Genomic DNA, 12,593 nt, shown 5'->3' on the forward strand with positions numbered 1-12,593 from the left:
GGTTTTATTTGCTTCGTTTCCCCTCTCCCTCAGGAAGGAGGACTCAATACGTTAACGCTTCGGCATAAACTGCCGGAATAATTCGCGGCTCTTTAACGGCTTGCCACCAAGATACGGCTTGAGCGCAATTCGGGTAAAGCGTTTTGCCGCCCGCAGGGTGCTGACATCCGGAAATTCGCGTTCAGCCAGCGCCCGAAGGTCTCGCCCGGTGAAGGTATTGTTGTCGATGACCACGCTTGCGATAAAGCCTTTCTCTTCACGATAGCGGTAGGTCATGGTGTCCTCTACCGGGTCACCGCTGCCCGCACAGTGTAGAAAATCGACGCCGTATCCCAGATGCCCGAGCAACGCCAGCTCAAAGCGGCGCAGCGTCGGTTCCGGCGAGCCGGTGGTGCCCGCCAGCGCCTGGAGACAGTGCAGATAATCGAAAAAGAGTTCAGAGAAGCGGGTCTCATGTTCAAGCACGCGCGTAATGAGCTCGTTAACATAGAGACCGCTGTACAGCGTAATACCAGAGAGGGGGAGCGCCAGAGAGACGGCTTCAGCACTGCGCAGGGTTTTCACTTCCCCACGCCCGCCAAAGCGTACCAGCAGCGGGGTGAAAGGCTGCAGAGCGCCCTTCAGATTAGAACGTTTTGAACGTGCGCCTTTGGCAACAAGGCGCACGCGGCCTGACTCTTCCGTGAAGACGTCCAGCATCAGGCTGGTTTCGCTCCAGGGACGACTATGAAGGACAAAGGCACGCTGCCATCCATCCATCATACTCGTCGTCTTTCAAGTTGCAGGCGCGTTGGCTGCGCCCGCTCACCCCAGTCACTTACTGGAGTAAGCTCCCGGGGACTCGCGGCCTTGCCGCCTTCCTGCACCTCGAAAGCCATAGAGTATGAAAACTACTGGTCGTCGCCGTAACCAAGACTGCGCAGCGCGCGCTCGTCATCGGCCCAGCCAGATTTCACTTTCACCCACAGTTCCAGGTGAACCGGCGCTTCAAACATCTCCTGCATGTCCTTGCGGGCTTCAATACCGATGGTTTTGATTTTGGCGCCTTTATTGCCAATCACCATCTTCTTCTGCCCTTCGCGCTCAACGAGGATCAGTCCGTTGATGTCGTATCCGCCGCGCTCGTTAGACTGGAAACGCTCGATTTCCACGGTAACGGAGTACGGCAGTTCAGCGCCGAGGAAACGCATCAGCTTTTCACGGATGATTTCAGACGCCATAAAGCGCTGAGAACGGTCGGTGACGTACTCTTCCGGGAAGTGATGAATCGCTTCCGGCAGATGCTTACGCACGATGCCCGCGATAGTGTCGACGTTCAGACCGGTCTCGGCAGACAGCGGTACGATATCGAGGAAATTCATCTGGCTGCCCAGCCACTGCAGATGCGGCAGCAGGTCGGCTTTTTCCTGCACGTTGTCAACTTTGTTGACCGCGAGGATCACCGGCGTCTTACCGTCGCGCAGCTTATTCAGCACCATCTCGTCGTCCGCCGTCCAGCGGGTGCCTTCGACAACGAAAATCACCAGCTCAACGTCGCCGATAGAGCTGCTCGCCGCCTTGTTCATCAGGCGGTTAATGGCGCGTTTCTCTTCCATATGCAGACCCGGGGTATCGACATAAATTGCCTGATATGCCCCTTCGGTATGGATACCTACAATACGGTGACGGGTGGTCTGCGCCTTACGGGAGGTGATGGAAATCTTCTGTCCCAGCAGATTATTCAGCAGGGTTGATTTGCCGACGTTCGGACGTCCGACGATGGCGATAAACCCACAGTAACTTTTTTCTTCGCTCATTCCAGCTCCAGCATTTTTAACGCCTGTTCGGCGGCAGCCTGTTCCGCCTTGCGACGGCTTGAACCTGTGCCAACCACCGGTTCACTCAGGCCACTGACCTGGCAATGGATGGTAAATTCCTGATCGTGTGCTTCGCCACGAACCTGCACCACCAGATAAGATGGCAGCGGCAGATGGCGACCCTGCAGGTACTCCTGCAAACGGGTTTTTGGATCTTTCTGTTTATCACCCGGGCTGATTTCATCCAGACGCGTCTGATACCAGTTGAGGATCAGCTGCTCCACCGTCTGGATATCGCTGTCGAGGAAAACGCCACCGATTAACGCTTCGACCGTATCCGCGAGAATAGATTCACGACGGAAGCCGCCGCTTTTCAGTTCGCCAGGCCCGAGTCGCAGACATTCACCCAGTTCAAATTCACGGGCAATTTCGGCAAGCGTATTGCCACGTACCAGCGTTGCGCGCATGCGGCTCATATCACCTTCGTCCACACGCGGGAAACGGTGATAAAGCGCATTGGCAATAACAAAACTTAAAATGGAGTCGCCCAGGAATTCGAGTCGCTCATTGTGTTTGCTGCTGGCACTGCGATGGGTTAATGCCTGTTGCAACAACTCCTGATGATGAAAAGTGTAGCCCAGCTTCCGTTGAAGCCGATTAATTACGATGGGGTTCATGCGATACCAATAGAATAAATGCGTCAAAAATGCAGCACACGAAACCGTCCTGAAAAAGCCAACGCGGTTTCGTGTGCCGTGGCACTGAATCAGCGCCAACCTTAAACTTCGGGGGAATATTCTATACGCAACGACAGGGGTTGTCGTTAGTCTGAAGAGATTTATCAGTTAAATAATTCACGTAGCCTCTAATTAAAGAGGCTACGTATTCATTTATCAGGTATTAATGGATACCGCCGATACGATTTAACCGTACGCCGGTTGGCCATTCGCCTTCCTGCTTCTCAAAGCTCATCCAGATTGTGGTCGCTTTACCCACCAGGTTCGCTTCCGGCACAAAGCCCCAGTAACGGCTGTCCGCGCTGTTATCGCGGTTATCACCCATCATGAAGTAATGTCCCGGCGGTACGATCCAGGTCGCCAGCTGCTGCCCCTGCTGCTGATAGTACATACCCAGCTGATCCTGAGCGATGGAGACGGTCAGGATACGGTGCGTAACATCACCCAGGGTCTCTTTACGCTCGTTCAGACGAATACCGTTCTCTTTGGTTTCGCCTTTCGGCAGCTGGAAGAAGCCGCTGGTTGCTTCGCCGCCGTTACGACGGGCAAACGTCTGTACGAAGTCGCTTGGCTCAACGCCGGAATAGGTCACCGGTAATGCGCTGCCGCACGCGGTACCGGAACTGCAGCCAGGCTGAACCGTCACCTCTTTGGAAACCGGATTATAGGTCACCTTGTCACCCGGTACGCCAACGGTACGTTTGATGTAATCCAGACGTGGATCGTCCGGATATTTAAACACCACGATATCGCCGCGTTTCGGATGACCGGTTTCGATCAGCGTTTTCTGGTAGATCGGATCTTTGATGCCGTAAGCAAACTTCTCGACCAGAATAAAATCCCCGATCAGCAGCGTTGGCATCATCGAAGCGGATGGGATCTGGAAAGGTTCATAGATAAACGAACGCACCACCAGCACAATGGCCAGCACCGGAAAGACCGAAGCGCCCGTTTCCAGCCAGCCCGGCTTAGGGCTGACTTTCTTCAGGGTTTTCGCATCCAGTTGATCGCCCGTGGCCGCCTGTGCAACGGCCTGACGTTCGCGACGTTTCGGCGCAAAAATAAACTTATCCAGACACCACAACAGCCCCGTCACCAGGGTGGCAATCACCAGGATCAGGGCAAACATGTTCGCCATGCCAACTCCTTAAGGATTATTTTCCGTCTTTACCCACGTGCAGAATGGCGAGGAACGCTTCCTGCGGCAGCTCAACGTTACCGACCTGCTTCATGCGTTTCTTACCTTCTTTCTGCTTCTGGAGCAGCTTTTTCTTACGGCTCACGTCACCGCCATAGCATTTTGCCAGAACGTTTTTACGCAACTGTTTCACCGTAGAACGGGCAATGATGTGGTTACCAATGGCCGCCTGAATCGCGATGTCGAACTGCTGGCGAGGGATGAGCTCTTTCATCTTCTCGACCAGTTCACGACCGCGATACGGGGCATTGTCGTTGTGGGTGATCAGCGCCAGCGCATCAACACGCTCGCTGTTGATCAGCACGTCCACACGCACCATGTTAGAGGCCTGGAAGCGCTTGAAGTTGTAATCCAGCGACGCATAACCGCGGGAGGTAGACTTCAGACGGTCGAAGAAATCGAGCACCACTTCCGCCATCGGGATTTCATAGGTCAGAGCCACCTGGTTACCGTGGTAGACCATGTTGGTCTGCACGCCACGTTTTTCGATACACAACGTGATGACGTTACCGAGGAACTCCTGCGGCAGCAGCATGTGACACTCCGCGATTGGCTCGCGCAGCTCATGAATGTTGTTCAGCGGCGGCAGCTTGGACGGGCTGTCGACGTAGATAACCTCTTTGGAGGTGGTCTCTACTTCGTAAACTACCGTTGGGGCCGTGGTGATCAGATCCAGATCGTATTCACGCTCCAGACGCTCCTGGATGATCTCCATGTGCAGCAGGCCGAGGAAGCCGCAGCGGAAGCCGAAGCCCAGCGCCGTCGAGCTTTCTGGCTCGTAGAACAGAGATGCATCGTTCAGGCTCAGTTTGCCGAGCGCGTCACGGAAGTTCTCGTAATCATCAGAGCTTACCGGGAACAGGCCCGCATAAACCTGCGGTTTCACCTTTTTGAAGCCTGGCAGCGCTTTATCTGCCGGGTTACGGGCACCGGTCAGGGTATCGCCCACTGGCGCACCGAGGATGTCTTTGATCGCACAAACCAGCCAGCCTACCTCGCCGCATTTCAGCTCGGTACGATCAACCTGTTTTGGTGTGAAGATACCCAGACGGTCAGCGTTATAGACCTGTCCGGTGCTCATCACTTTAATCTTGTCGCCTTTACGCATGGTGCCGTTTTTAATACGCACCAGCGAGACAACGCCGAGATAGTTATCGAACCAGGAGTCGATTATCAGCGCCTGCAGCGGAGCATCAGCGTCGCCTTCCGGTGCCGGGATGTCACGTACCAGACGTTCCAGAACATCGGTTACGCCCACGCCGGTTTTGGCCGAGCAGCGCACGGCATCGGTCGCGTCGATGCCGACGATATCTTCAATCTCTTCCGCTACGCGCTCAGGATCGGCAGCTGGCAGGTCGATTTTGTTCAGAACCGGCACCACTTCGAGATCCATTTCCATCGCGGTATAGCAGTTCGCCAGGGTCTGGGCTTCTACGCCCTGACCGGCATCAACTACCAGCAGCGCGCCTTCACAGGCCGCCAGCGAACGGGAAACTTCATAGGAAAAGTCAACGTGGCCTGGGGTGTCGATAAAGTTGAGTTGGTAGGTTTCACCGTCAGACGCTTTATAGTCGAGCGTGACGCTCTGCGCTTTAATGGTAATACCGCGTTCGCGTTCCAGGTCCATGGAGTCCAGAACCTGGGCTGCCATTTCACGATCAGACAGGCCACCGCAAATCTGGATAATACGGTCAGACAGCGTCGACTTACCGTGGTCAATGTGAGCAATGATCGAAAAGTTACGTATGTTCTTCATATAGTTAAATAATTATGCCTTACGAATTCCTGGAGGCCGCTGTTCTTAGCCTGACGTTTTTCAGTGCGAAAACGCAGCATTCTACACTACATCTCCTTCACCAGGAAATGCTCTTCCAGCAAGCTTAGCGCGAAGATCCGGCGTTTTCTTTTATGAGATGTAAATAAAACAAAGCCCGGTACATCACCGGGCTTCTGAAGAGAGCGTTTCGACGCGAAGTTCATCGGGTGGCAATCCGACGCTGAGAATAACGGGCTGCCACTCTTCACGCACCGCGAGCCTTGAAGAGAAGCCGCGGGCCAGTAAGAAGCCACCTACCCCGCCCAGCGCTGCGCCACACATGGCGGCCAGATCGGTCGCAAACAGCACCTGGAACAGACCGCCCAGGGCAAACAGTCCCACCAGCGGCGAAAGATACACCAGCATGGCCGAGCCAAGCAGGCTGCCTTCGGCGATCCCTAATTCGACTTTCTGGCCTTTGACCAGCGGTTCTGCGCTAGGGACGCTGATGGTGTGTGAGGTCTGCGGCCCGAGTTTGTTCAGCACCCGGCTTCCGCAACCGGCGCGAGAGGCGCAGCTGTTACAGGATGCTTTGACATCACAGCTGACCAGCGCGACGCCCTTCTGCCATGAAACGACAGTTGCCCACTCTTTGATCATTGTGCAGCCCTGAATTTAATACTGTCGGCGATACGCTTAGCCGTTTGCGGCGGGAGCTCACCTACAACGGTGATCTCTGCGTTATCACGTACCGTGGTACTGACGGTGCGACGCCCGGTGCGCAGCATCTGATCGGCGCTGACCGGGGTTGCCCGGTTGATGTTCACCGAGAAGCTAAACAATCCGTCGGAGTAAAGACGGGATTCCACGGGGGTATCAATGGTCGGCAGCTGGCGTCGGCTACTGGAAACTTCGCTGAAGCCCTGAGGGATCCAGTTTGGTGCCCAGTTAAAGTTGATGGTATCCCCCACCGGCACGGAGAGCAGCGGCGGCAGATTGGCTTTTGCCAGATTCTGCATGCTGTTCCCGACCTGATCATCAATGGTGAAGGAGATCACCCGGAACTGCTCCAGGGTCTCGCCATCGCGATCCAGCAGATCGACCCGCATTGGCAATTTGGTCTCTGCATCCATCCAGACGATATAGCTGTAACGCGTTCCGTCTCTTGCGACCACACGCAGAACCTCGCAGAGCCGGTCGGCGATACGGGTACGTCCTACGGAAATAAAGTCGTAGTAAGGAGACAGACGCTTGAAGTCGGTATAGATAAGCGAAGGCAGCGAATCAACGATGTAATCGCCGTTCAGCGTAAAGGGCTCAAGACCCGGCTCAAAATAGCTGATTTCATTGCCTCGCTGCACGACTTCGCGGCGCGGACCATCCATCTGCAAAAGCTGGGCAAGCGGCTGTTTATCAAGACGGGCATGGCGATAGCGTAACGACTCTACACCTTGCTTATTGATACTGATAAAAGACAGCTCGTAGTTGAGTGACTGGCTGGCCTGGTTCATTTGCTGCAACAACGCCCCGGACGATACATCAGCCGAGGCGTTGACAGTGAACAACAGGCTACCCGCCATCAGAGACATGGCGCACCAAAGTTGCTTCATTACTGCGATTGCGTTCCTAAAGTTTGGTTTCCTGGCACTTGCACAGCAGCCTGCTGCGTTTGCGCCTGTTCAAACTGAAGCTGCTCGGAATGCAGACGACGCTGCAATTCATAGTCCTGCAACATCGCATTGATGCGACGGCGCTGCTCTTGTACCTGCTGCTGCTGACCGGCACCTGCCGATGCATCAGAAGGAATACCCAGGCTTACCGGGCTGGCTTTGCCCATCATCGGCAGTGTGTTGAACACTGGCGCTTCTGGTTGCTGGCTCACTTCAGATTGAGTGTTATAGTGCTGGACACCAACAATAACTGCAAGCGATACGCAAGCAGCCACTCCCATTTGAGTCAGTTGACTCGCCCAGGGACGCACTTTGTTCCAGAACGGCATTTTCTGCCACAGGTGCGGTGCAGGTTGGGCTTCAGGGATCAGCGGAGTGGCCTGAGAAACAGGTTCGTTCTCAATGGCAGCCATTACGCGAGCTGAGATATCAAAATGGAGGACATCGCTGGTATCGCCGCGCAGGGTATCGCGAATGAGATGATAACTCTCCCAGGTTTTTTGTATCTCAGGAGAGCGAGAGAGCTCGTTGAGCATCTCACTGTCCAGCGTTTCACCATCCATCAAAGCGGAAAGTTGTTCTTTCTGCATGCCTAATACCTTTTCCAGTATCCCGCTATCGTCAACGCCTGATAAGCGGTTGAACTTTATTATCAATAGCTTCTCGCGCACGAAATATCCGTGAGCGAACCGTACCGACCGGGCAATCCATGATAGCGGCTATCTCTTCATAGCTCAGGCCATCTAACTCCCGCAACGTAATTGCCATGCGTAAATCTTCCGGGAGCGACTCGATGGTGCGAAAAACTATTTGTCTCAGTTCTTCTGACAACATTAAGTTCTCAGGGTTCGAAATTTCTTTCAACGCACCGCCGCTTTCAAAATTCTCTGCGTCGATGGCGTCTACATCGCTTGAAGGCGGACGGCGGCCCTGAGCGACGAGGTAGTTCTTCGCCGTATTGACGGCAATACGGTACAGCCAGGTATAAAAAGCACTATCTCCCCGGAAAGATTCCAGCGCGCGATAGGCCTTAATGAAAGACTCTTGCACCACATCAGGAACATCTCCTGACGGTACATAGCGGGACACCAGACTCGCCACCTTATGCTGGTAGCGCACCACCAGTAGGTTAAAGGCTTTCTGATCTCCCTTCTGGACCCGTTCAACCAGAATCTGGTCCGTTAACTGCTCGCTCATCCGAGGTAATGTCTCCCCAAACCTAAAATCCACGCGTTATCGAAACGCCACTCCAAACACTGCACTGTGAGCAAGCAGTTGCTTTGAGGGTCTTTTTTTCAAATAGTTCCGTCACGCCTTTGTTTTTGTTAATCACGTCGCAGACCGTTCATTTTCTATCATTATAAGTCTGATAACGATACGCACCCAGTTTCTGATAAGAAATGGTATTTTCCCGCTTGCAGGGTAACGCAAGACGGGCTTTATTTCACCACAAAATCTGAAGCTAACGATCTGCTTCGCAAAATATTTTCGCTCTTTTTATCGCGCATCTCTTCTCGAGCCCTGTTTAGCCGTTGCAACCAGCATTAAAAAAATACGTGCGATTCATCGCATTCAGGTGCTATGCTGACCAAACACTGTTTAGTAAATTAAACAAACATCATGAACGCAATTTCCGAACTCTCCTGTGACGTACTGATTATCGGCAGCGGCGCCGCCGGCCTTTCACTGGCGCTGCGACTCGCCCCACACCAGAAAGTGATTGTCCTCAGTAAAGGGCCTGTCAGCGAAGGCTCTACCTTCTATGCCCAGGGCGGAATTGCCGCGGTGTTTGATGAAACTGACAGTATCGACTCCCATGTGGAAGATACCCTGATTGCAGGCGGCGGTATTGTGGACAGACACGCGGCAGAGTTTGTCGCCAGCAATGCCCGACACTGCGTGCAGTGGCTTATCGATCAGGGCGTGCTGTTCGATACCCACGTGCAGCCGAACGGGGAAGAGAGTTATCACCTGACGCGTGAGGGCGGGCACAGCCACCGCCGGATCCTGCATGCTGCCGATGCCACCGGTAAGGAAGTCGAAACGACACTGGTCAGCCAGGCGTTAAACCATCCAAACATCCAGGTTCTGGAACGCAGCAATGCGGTGGATTTAATCATCTCCGATAAGATCGGCCTGCCGGGCACACGGCGTGTCGTGGGTGCCTGGGTCTGGAACCGTAATAAAGAGAAGGTAGAAACCTGTCGGGCAAAATCGGTCGTACTGGCGACCGGCGGTGCCTCTAAGGTATATCAGTACACCACAAACCCGGATATTTCGTCAGGCGACGGCATTGCCATGGCATGGCGCGCGGGATGTCGCGTTGCCAATCTGGAATTCAACCAGTTCCATCCCACTGCTCTCTTCCATCCGCAGGCACGCAACTTTTTACTGACCGAAGCGTTACGCGGTGAAGGCGCGCACTTAAAACGCCCGGACGGCACGCGCTTTATGCTGGACTTCGACGAGCGCGGCGAGCTGGCTCCGCGCGATGTCGTGGCCCGCGCCATTGACCATGAGATGAAGCGCCTCGGCGTGGACTGCATGTATCTGGATATCAGCCACAAGCCCGCAGATTTTGTGCGGCAGCACTTCCCGACCATCTATGAAAAACTGCTGGGACTCGGCATCGACATTACCAAAGAGCCAATGCCTGTGGTGCCTGCGGCGCACTATACCTGCGGCGGCGTGATGGTTGACGATCATGGCCGGACCGATGTCGACGGGCTATATGCTATCGGCGAAGTCAGTTACACCGGCCTGCATGGCGCAAACCGCATGGCCTCTAACTCCCTTCTGGAGTGCCTTGTTTACGGCTGGTCGGCGGCGGAAGATATCGCAAAACGTATGCCTTACGCCCGCCAGGCGGAAAAGCTGCCCGCCTGGGATGAAAGCCGCGTGGAAAATCCGGATGAACTGGTGGTGATCCAGCACAACTGGCACGAGCTGCGCCTCTTTATGTGGGATTACGTCGGGATTGTGCGCACGACTAAACGTCTGGAACGCGCCCTGCGCCGCATTACCATGCTCCAGCAGGAAATTGACGAGTATTACGCGCACTTCCGCGTATCCAATAATTTGCTGGAATTACGTAACCTGGTGCAGGTGGCGGAGCTGATTGTGCGCTGCGCAATGATGCGTAAAGAGAGCCGCGGGTTGCATTATACGCTCGACTACCCGGAGCAACTTGAACACTCCGGACCGTCCGTGCTCTCACCGCTGGCTCACATAAATAAATAGAAGGGGTGGGTCAGCGCCGTGTAGTCATCGGAATAACGCTGATCCGGCCCGCGGATCACCAGCCTGTCGCTGAAGCACTCCCCCTCTTTCGGCGACAGCGCCAGCAGTACCCGGTGCGGCAGCCTGCCGTCGGTCTCCGCGATATCGGTGCGCAGGCGTAAAAACCAGCCCATCTCCAGCGCACTGGCAATAAATGCGCTGCCCGCACTCTCCGGTAACACCACGCAGAAAAATCCCTCTTCGGAGATCAACCCGGCGGCACAGGATAACAGCGCGCCATGATCGAGCGAACCGGTGTACCGCGCCTGCTCTCGCTCGGGAGTGGCGCACCCGACGCCAGGTTCATAATAAGGAGGGTTGCTGACAATTAAGTCATAGCGGGCCGTTTGCTCTGGCGCCCAGGTTAGAACATCCGCACAATGAAGTGATACGCGCGAAGCCCAGGGGGATTCCGCCACGTTTTCGGCTGCCTGCTCAGCGGCCTGCGGATCCAGCTCCACCGCATCAAGGGTGACCGCCTGCTCGGTGCGCTGCGCCAGCATCAGGGCCAGCAGTCCGCTGCCGCTGCCAATATCAAGGATACGTTTAACGCCTGCTACCGGTGCCCATGCCCCCAGTAAGATGCCATCAGTGCCGACTTTCATTGCACAACGATCGTGGGCGACAAAAAACTGCTTAAAAGTAAAACCATCGCGGCGCAGCTGCGCTTTGAGTTGAGACATGTCAGAGCAACCTTCAAAATGAAACGGGTGTAGCATAGGTGAAAGCGCAACGACGGAAAAGGGATATCCACACAAACAGATGAAGATTGCAGCCGTAACGTCTATAATCAGCGCCCCACACAGAGGTAGAACATGACTGTAACGACATTTTCCGAACTTGAACTCGACGAAAGCCTTCTGGACGCGCTCCAGGAAAAAGGCTTTACACGCCCGACCGCTATTCAGGAAGCGGCTATTCCGCCTGCACTGGAGGGCCGTGACGTGCTCGGTTCAGCGCCAACCGGCACGGGTAAAACGGCAGCCTATTTGCTGCCTGCGTTGCAGCATCTGCTGGATTTTCCGCGTAAGAAATCAGGTCCGCCGCGTATTCTGATCCTCACCCCGACCCGTGAACTGGCGATGCAGGTTGCCGATCACGCGCGTGAGCTGGCGAAGAACACCCACCTGGATATCGCAACCATTACCGGCGGCGTGGCCTATATGAACCACGCCGAAGTGTTCAGTGAGAACCAGGATATCGTCGTCGCGACGACCGGGCGTCTGCTGCAATACATTAAAGAAGAGAACTTCGACTGCCGTGCGGTCGAAACGCTGATCCTCGACGAAGCCGACCGTATGCTGGATATGGGCTTTGCGCAGGATATTGAGCACATCGCCGGTGAAACTCGCTGGCGCAAGCAGACCATGCTCTTCTCCGCGACGCTGGAAGGCGATGCGATTAAAGATTTTGCCGAGCGTCTGCTGGAAGATCCGGTTGAGGTGTCTGCCACTCCGTCAACGCGCGAACGCAAGAAGATCCATCAGTGGTATTACCGTGCCGATGACATTGAGCATAAAACAGCCCTGCTGATCCACCTGCTGAAACAGCCGGAAGCCACGCGTTCTATCGTCTTTGTACGCAAGCGCGAGCGTGTACATGAGCTGGCGACCTGGCTGCGTGAAGCGGGTATCAATAACTGCTATCTCGAAGGTGAGATGGTGCAGATTAAGCGTAACGAAGCCATCAAACGTCTGACCGATGGCCGCGTGAACGTGCTGGTGGCGACCGACGTCGCGGCGCGCGGTATCGATATCCCCGATGTCAGCCACGTCTTCAACTTCGATCTGCCGCGCACTGCGGACACCTATCTGCACCGTATCGGCCGTACCGGTCGTGCCGGTCGTAAAGGTACCGCCATTTCGCTGGTCGAGGCGCATGACCACCTGCTGCTGCAGAAAATTGGTCGCTACGTTGACGAGCCGCTGAAAGCCCGCGTGATCGACGAACTGCGTCCGAGCACCCGTGCGCCAAGCGAAAAAATGACGGGTAAACCGTCCAAGAAAGTGCTCGCGAAACGCGCCGAGAAAAAGGCGAAAGAAAAAGAGAAACCGCGCGTGAAGCAGCGCCACCGTGATACCAAAAACGTGGGCAAGCGTCGTAAGCCTGCTGGCAGCGCGCCAGCCACACAGAAAGAAGAGTAAAGAAAAGCCGGGT

Annotated in this window: 13 protein-coding genes; 2 read left to right on the top strand and 11 right to left on the bottom strand. The window is 55.0% G+C overall.

Annotated features, from left to right (window positions below; genetic code table 11):
- Positions 1–51: 51 nt before the first annotated feature.
- From recO to rseD, 10 genes are all read right to left on the bottom strand, one after another.
- Complete coding sequence (gene recO, locus FHN83_RS05235; RefSeq protein WP_138369998.1) at positions 52–759, bottom strand: DNA repair protein RecO; 708 nt, start codon at positions 757–759, stop codon at positions 52–54.
- A gap of 131 nt (positions 760–890) precedes the next feature.
- On the bottom strand, positions 891–1,796 hold the full coding sequence (era, locus tag FHN83_RS05240; RefSeq protein WP_138369737.1) for a GTPase Era: 906 nt from the start codon (positions 1,794–1,796) through the stop codon (positions 891–893).
- Positions 1,793–2,473: a ribonuclease III gene (gene rnc, locus FHN83_RS05245; RefSeq protein WP_039029762.1), complete on the bottom strand. Its 681-nt coding sequence runs from the start codon at positions 2,471–2,473 to the stop codon at positions 1,793–1,795. Before rnc ends, era begins: the two co-directional genes overlap by 4 nt.
- A 223-nt stretch (positions 2,474–2,696) precedes the next feature.
- A complete protein-coding gene (lepB, locus tag FHN83_RS05250) occupies positions 2,697–3,671 on the bottom strand; it encodes a signal peptidase I (RefSeq protein ID WP_139563379.1) in 975 nt (324 codons plus the stop codon).
- Positions 3,672–3,687: 16 nt separating this feature from the next.
- On the bottom strand, positions 3,688–5,487 hold the full coding sequence (gene lepA / locus FHN83_RS05255; RefSeq protein WP_039029764.1) for a translation elongation factor 4: 1,800 nt from the start codon (positions 5,485–5,487) through the stop codon (positions 3,688–3,690).
- 183 nt (positions 5,488–5,670) lie between these two features.
- Positions 5,671–6,147 carry a SoxR-reducing system protein RseC gene (gene rseC, locus FHN83_RS05260; protein WP_139563380.1) on the bottom strand — a complete coding sequence of 159 codons (477 nt, stop codon included), beginning with the start codon at positions 6,145–6,147 and terminating at the stop codon, positions 5,671–5,673.
- Positions 6,144–7,097 carry a sigma-E factor regulatory protein RseB gene (rseB, locus tag FHN83_RS05265; RefSeq protein ID WP_138369734.1) on the bottom strand — a complete coding sequence of 318 codons (954 nt, stop codon included), beginning with the start codon at positions 7,095–7,097 and terminating at the stop codon, positions 6,144–6,146. The genes rseC and rseB overlap by 4 nt, the downstream gene beginning before the upstream one ends.
- On the bottom strand, positions 7,097–7,747 hold the full coding sequence (gene rseA, locus FHN83_RS05270) for an anti-sigma-E factor RseA (RefSeq protein ID WP_139563381.1): 651 nt from the start codon (positions 7,745–7,747) through the stop codon (positions 7,097–7,099). The genes rseB and rseA overlap by 1 nt, the downstream gene beginning before the upstream one ends.
- A 31-nt stretch (positions 7,748–7,778) precedes the next feature.
- Entirely contained in the window at positions 7,779–8,354 is a 576-nt protein-coding gene (rpoE, locus tag FHN83_RS05275) for an RNA polymerase sigma factor RpoE (protein ID WP_032613187.1), read from the bottom strand.
- Positions 8,351–8,419 carry a rpoE leader peptide RseD gene (gene rseD, locus FHN83_RS28935; RefSeq protein WP_231313890.1) on the bottom strand — a complete coding sequence of 23 codons (69 nt, stop codon included), beginning with the start codon at positions 8,417–8,419 and terminating at the stop codon, positions 8,351–8,353. Before rseD ends, rpoE begins: the two co-directional genes overlap by 4 nt.
- Positions 8,420–8,777: 358 nt before the next feature.
- Here rseD and nadB point away from each other — a divergent pair, with 358 nt between their 5' ends.
- Positions 8,778–10,397 carry an L-aspartate oxidase gene (nadB, locus tag FHN83_RS05290; RefSeq protein ID WP_139563383.1) on the top strand — a complete coding sequence of 540 codons (1,620 nt, stop codon included), beginning with the start codon at positions 8,778–8,780 and terminating at the stop codon, positions 10,395–10,397.
- On the opposite strand, the gene trmN is transcribed toward nadB, so the two are convergent.
- Positions 10,382–11,119 carry a tRNA(1)(Val) (adenine(37)-N(6))-methyltransferase TrmN gene (trmN, locus tag FHN83_RS05295; RefSeq protein WP_139563384.1) on the bottom strand — a complete coding sequence of 246 codons (738 nt, stop codon included), beginning with the start codon at positions 11,117–11,119 and terminating at the stop codon, positions 10,382–10,384. The two genes, nadB and trmN, sit on opposite strands and share 16 nt — an antisense overlap.
- Positions 11,120–11,251: 132 nt before the next feature.
- On the opposite strand from trmN, the gene srmB reads away from it, so the two are divergent.
- A complete protein-coding gene (gene srmB, locus FHN83_RS05300; protein WP_039029770.1) occupies positions 11,252–12,580 on the top strand; it encodes an ATP-dependent RNA helicase SrmB in 1,329 nt (442 codons plus the stop codon).
- The last annotated feature ends 13 nt before the right edge of the window (positions 12,581–12,593 follow it).

It is taken from the genome of Leclercia adecarboxylata, from assembly GCF_006171285.1.
Classification (GTDB): Bacteria; Pseudomonadota; Gammaproteobacteria; order Enterobacterales; family Enterobacteriaceae; genus Enterobacter; species Enterobacter barmai.

Excerpts from the sequence above, each read along its gene's own strand:
- recO (WP_138369998.1), bottom strand. The coding sequence starts at position 759 with ATGGATGGATGGCAGCGTGCCTTTGTCCTTCATAGTCGTCCCTGGAGC.
- era (WP_138369737.1), bottom strand. The coding sequence starts at position 1,796 with ATGAGCGAAGAAAAAAGTTACTGTGGGTTTATCGCCATCGTCGGACGT.
- rnc (WP_039029762.1), bottom strand. The coding sequence starts at position 2,473 with ATGAACCCCATCGTAATTAATCGGCTTCAACGGAAGCTGGGCTACACT.
- lepB (WP_139563379.1), bottom strand. The coding sequence starts at position 3,671 with ATGGCGAACATGTTTGCCCTGATCCTGGTGATTGCCACCCTGGTGACG.
- lepA (WP_039029764.1), bottom strand. The coding sequence starts at position 5,487 with ATGAAGAACATACGTAACTTTTCGATCATTGCTCACATTGACCACGGT.
- rseC (WP_139563380.1), bottom strand. The coding sequence starts at position 6,147 with ATGATCAAAGAGTGGGCAACTGTCGTTTCATGGCAGAAGGGCGTCGCG.
- rseB (WP_138369734.1), bottom strand. The coding sequence starts at position 7,097 with ATGAAGCAACTTTGGTGCGCCATGTCTCTGATGGCGGGTAGCCTGTTG.
- rseA (WP_139563381.1), bottom strand. The coding sequence starts at position 7,747 with ATGCAGAAAGAACAACTTTCCGCTTTGATGGATGGTGAAACGCTGGAC.
- rpoE (WP_032613187.1), bottom strand. The coding sequence starts at position 8,354 with ATGAGCGAGCAGTTAACGGACCAGATTCTGGTTGAACGGGTCCAGAAG.
- nadB (WP_139563383.1), top strand. The coding sequence starts at position 8,778 with ATGAACGCAATTTCCGAACTCTCCTGTGACGTACTGATTATCGGCAGC.
- trmN (WP_139563384.1), bottom strand. The coding sequence starts at position 11,119 with ATGTCTCAACTCAAAGCGCAGCTGCGCCGCGATGGTTTTACTTTTAAG.
- srmB (WP_039029770.1), top strand. The coding sequence starts at position 11,252 with ATGACTGTAACGACATTTTCCGAACTTGAACTCGACGAAAGCCTTCTG.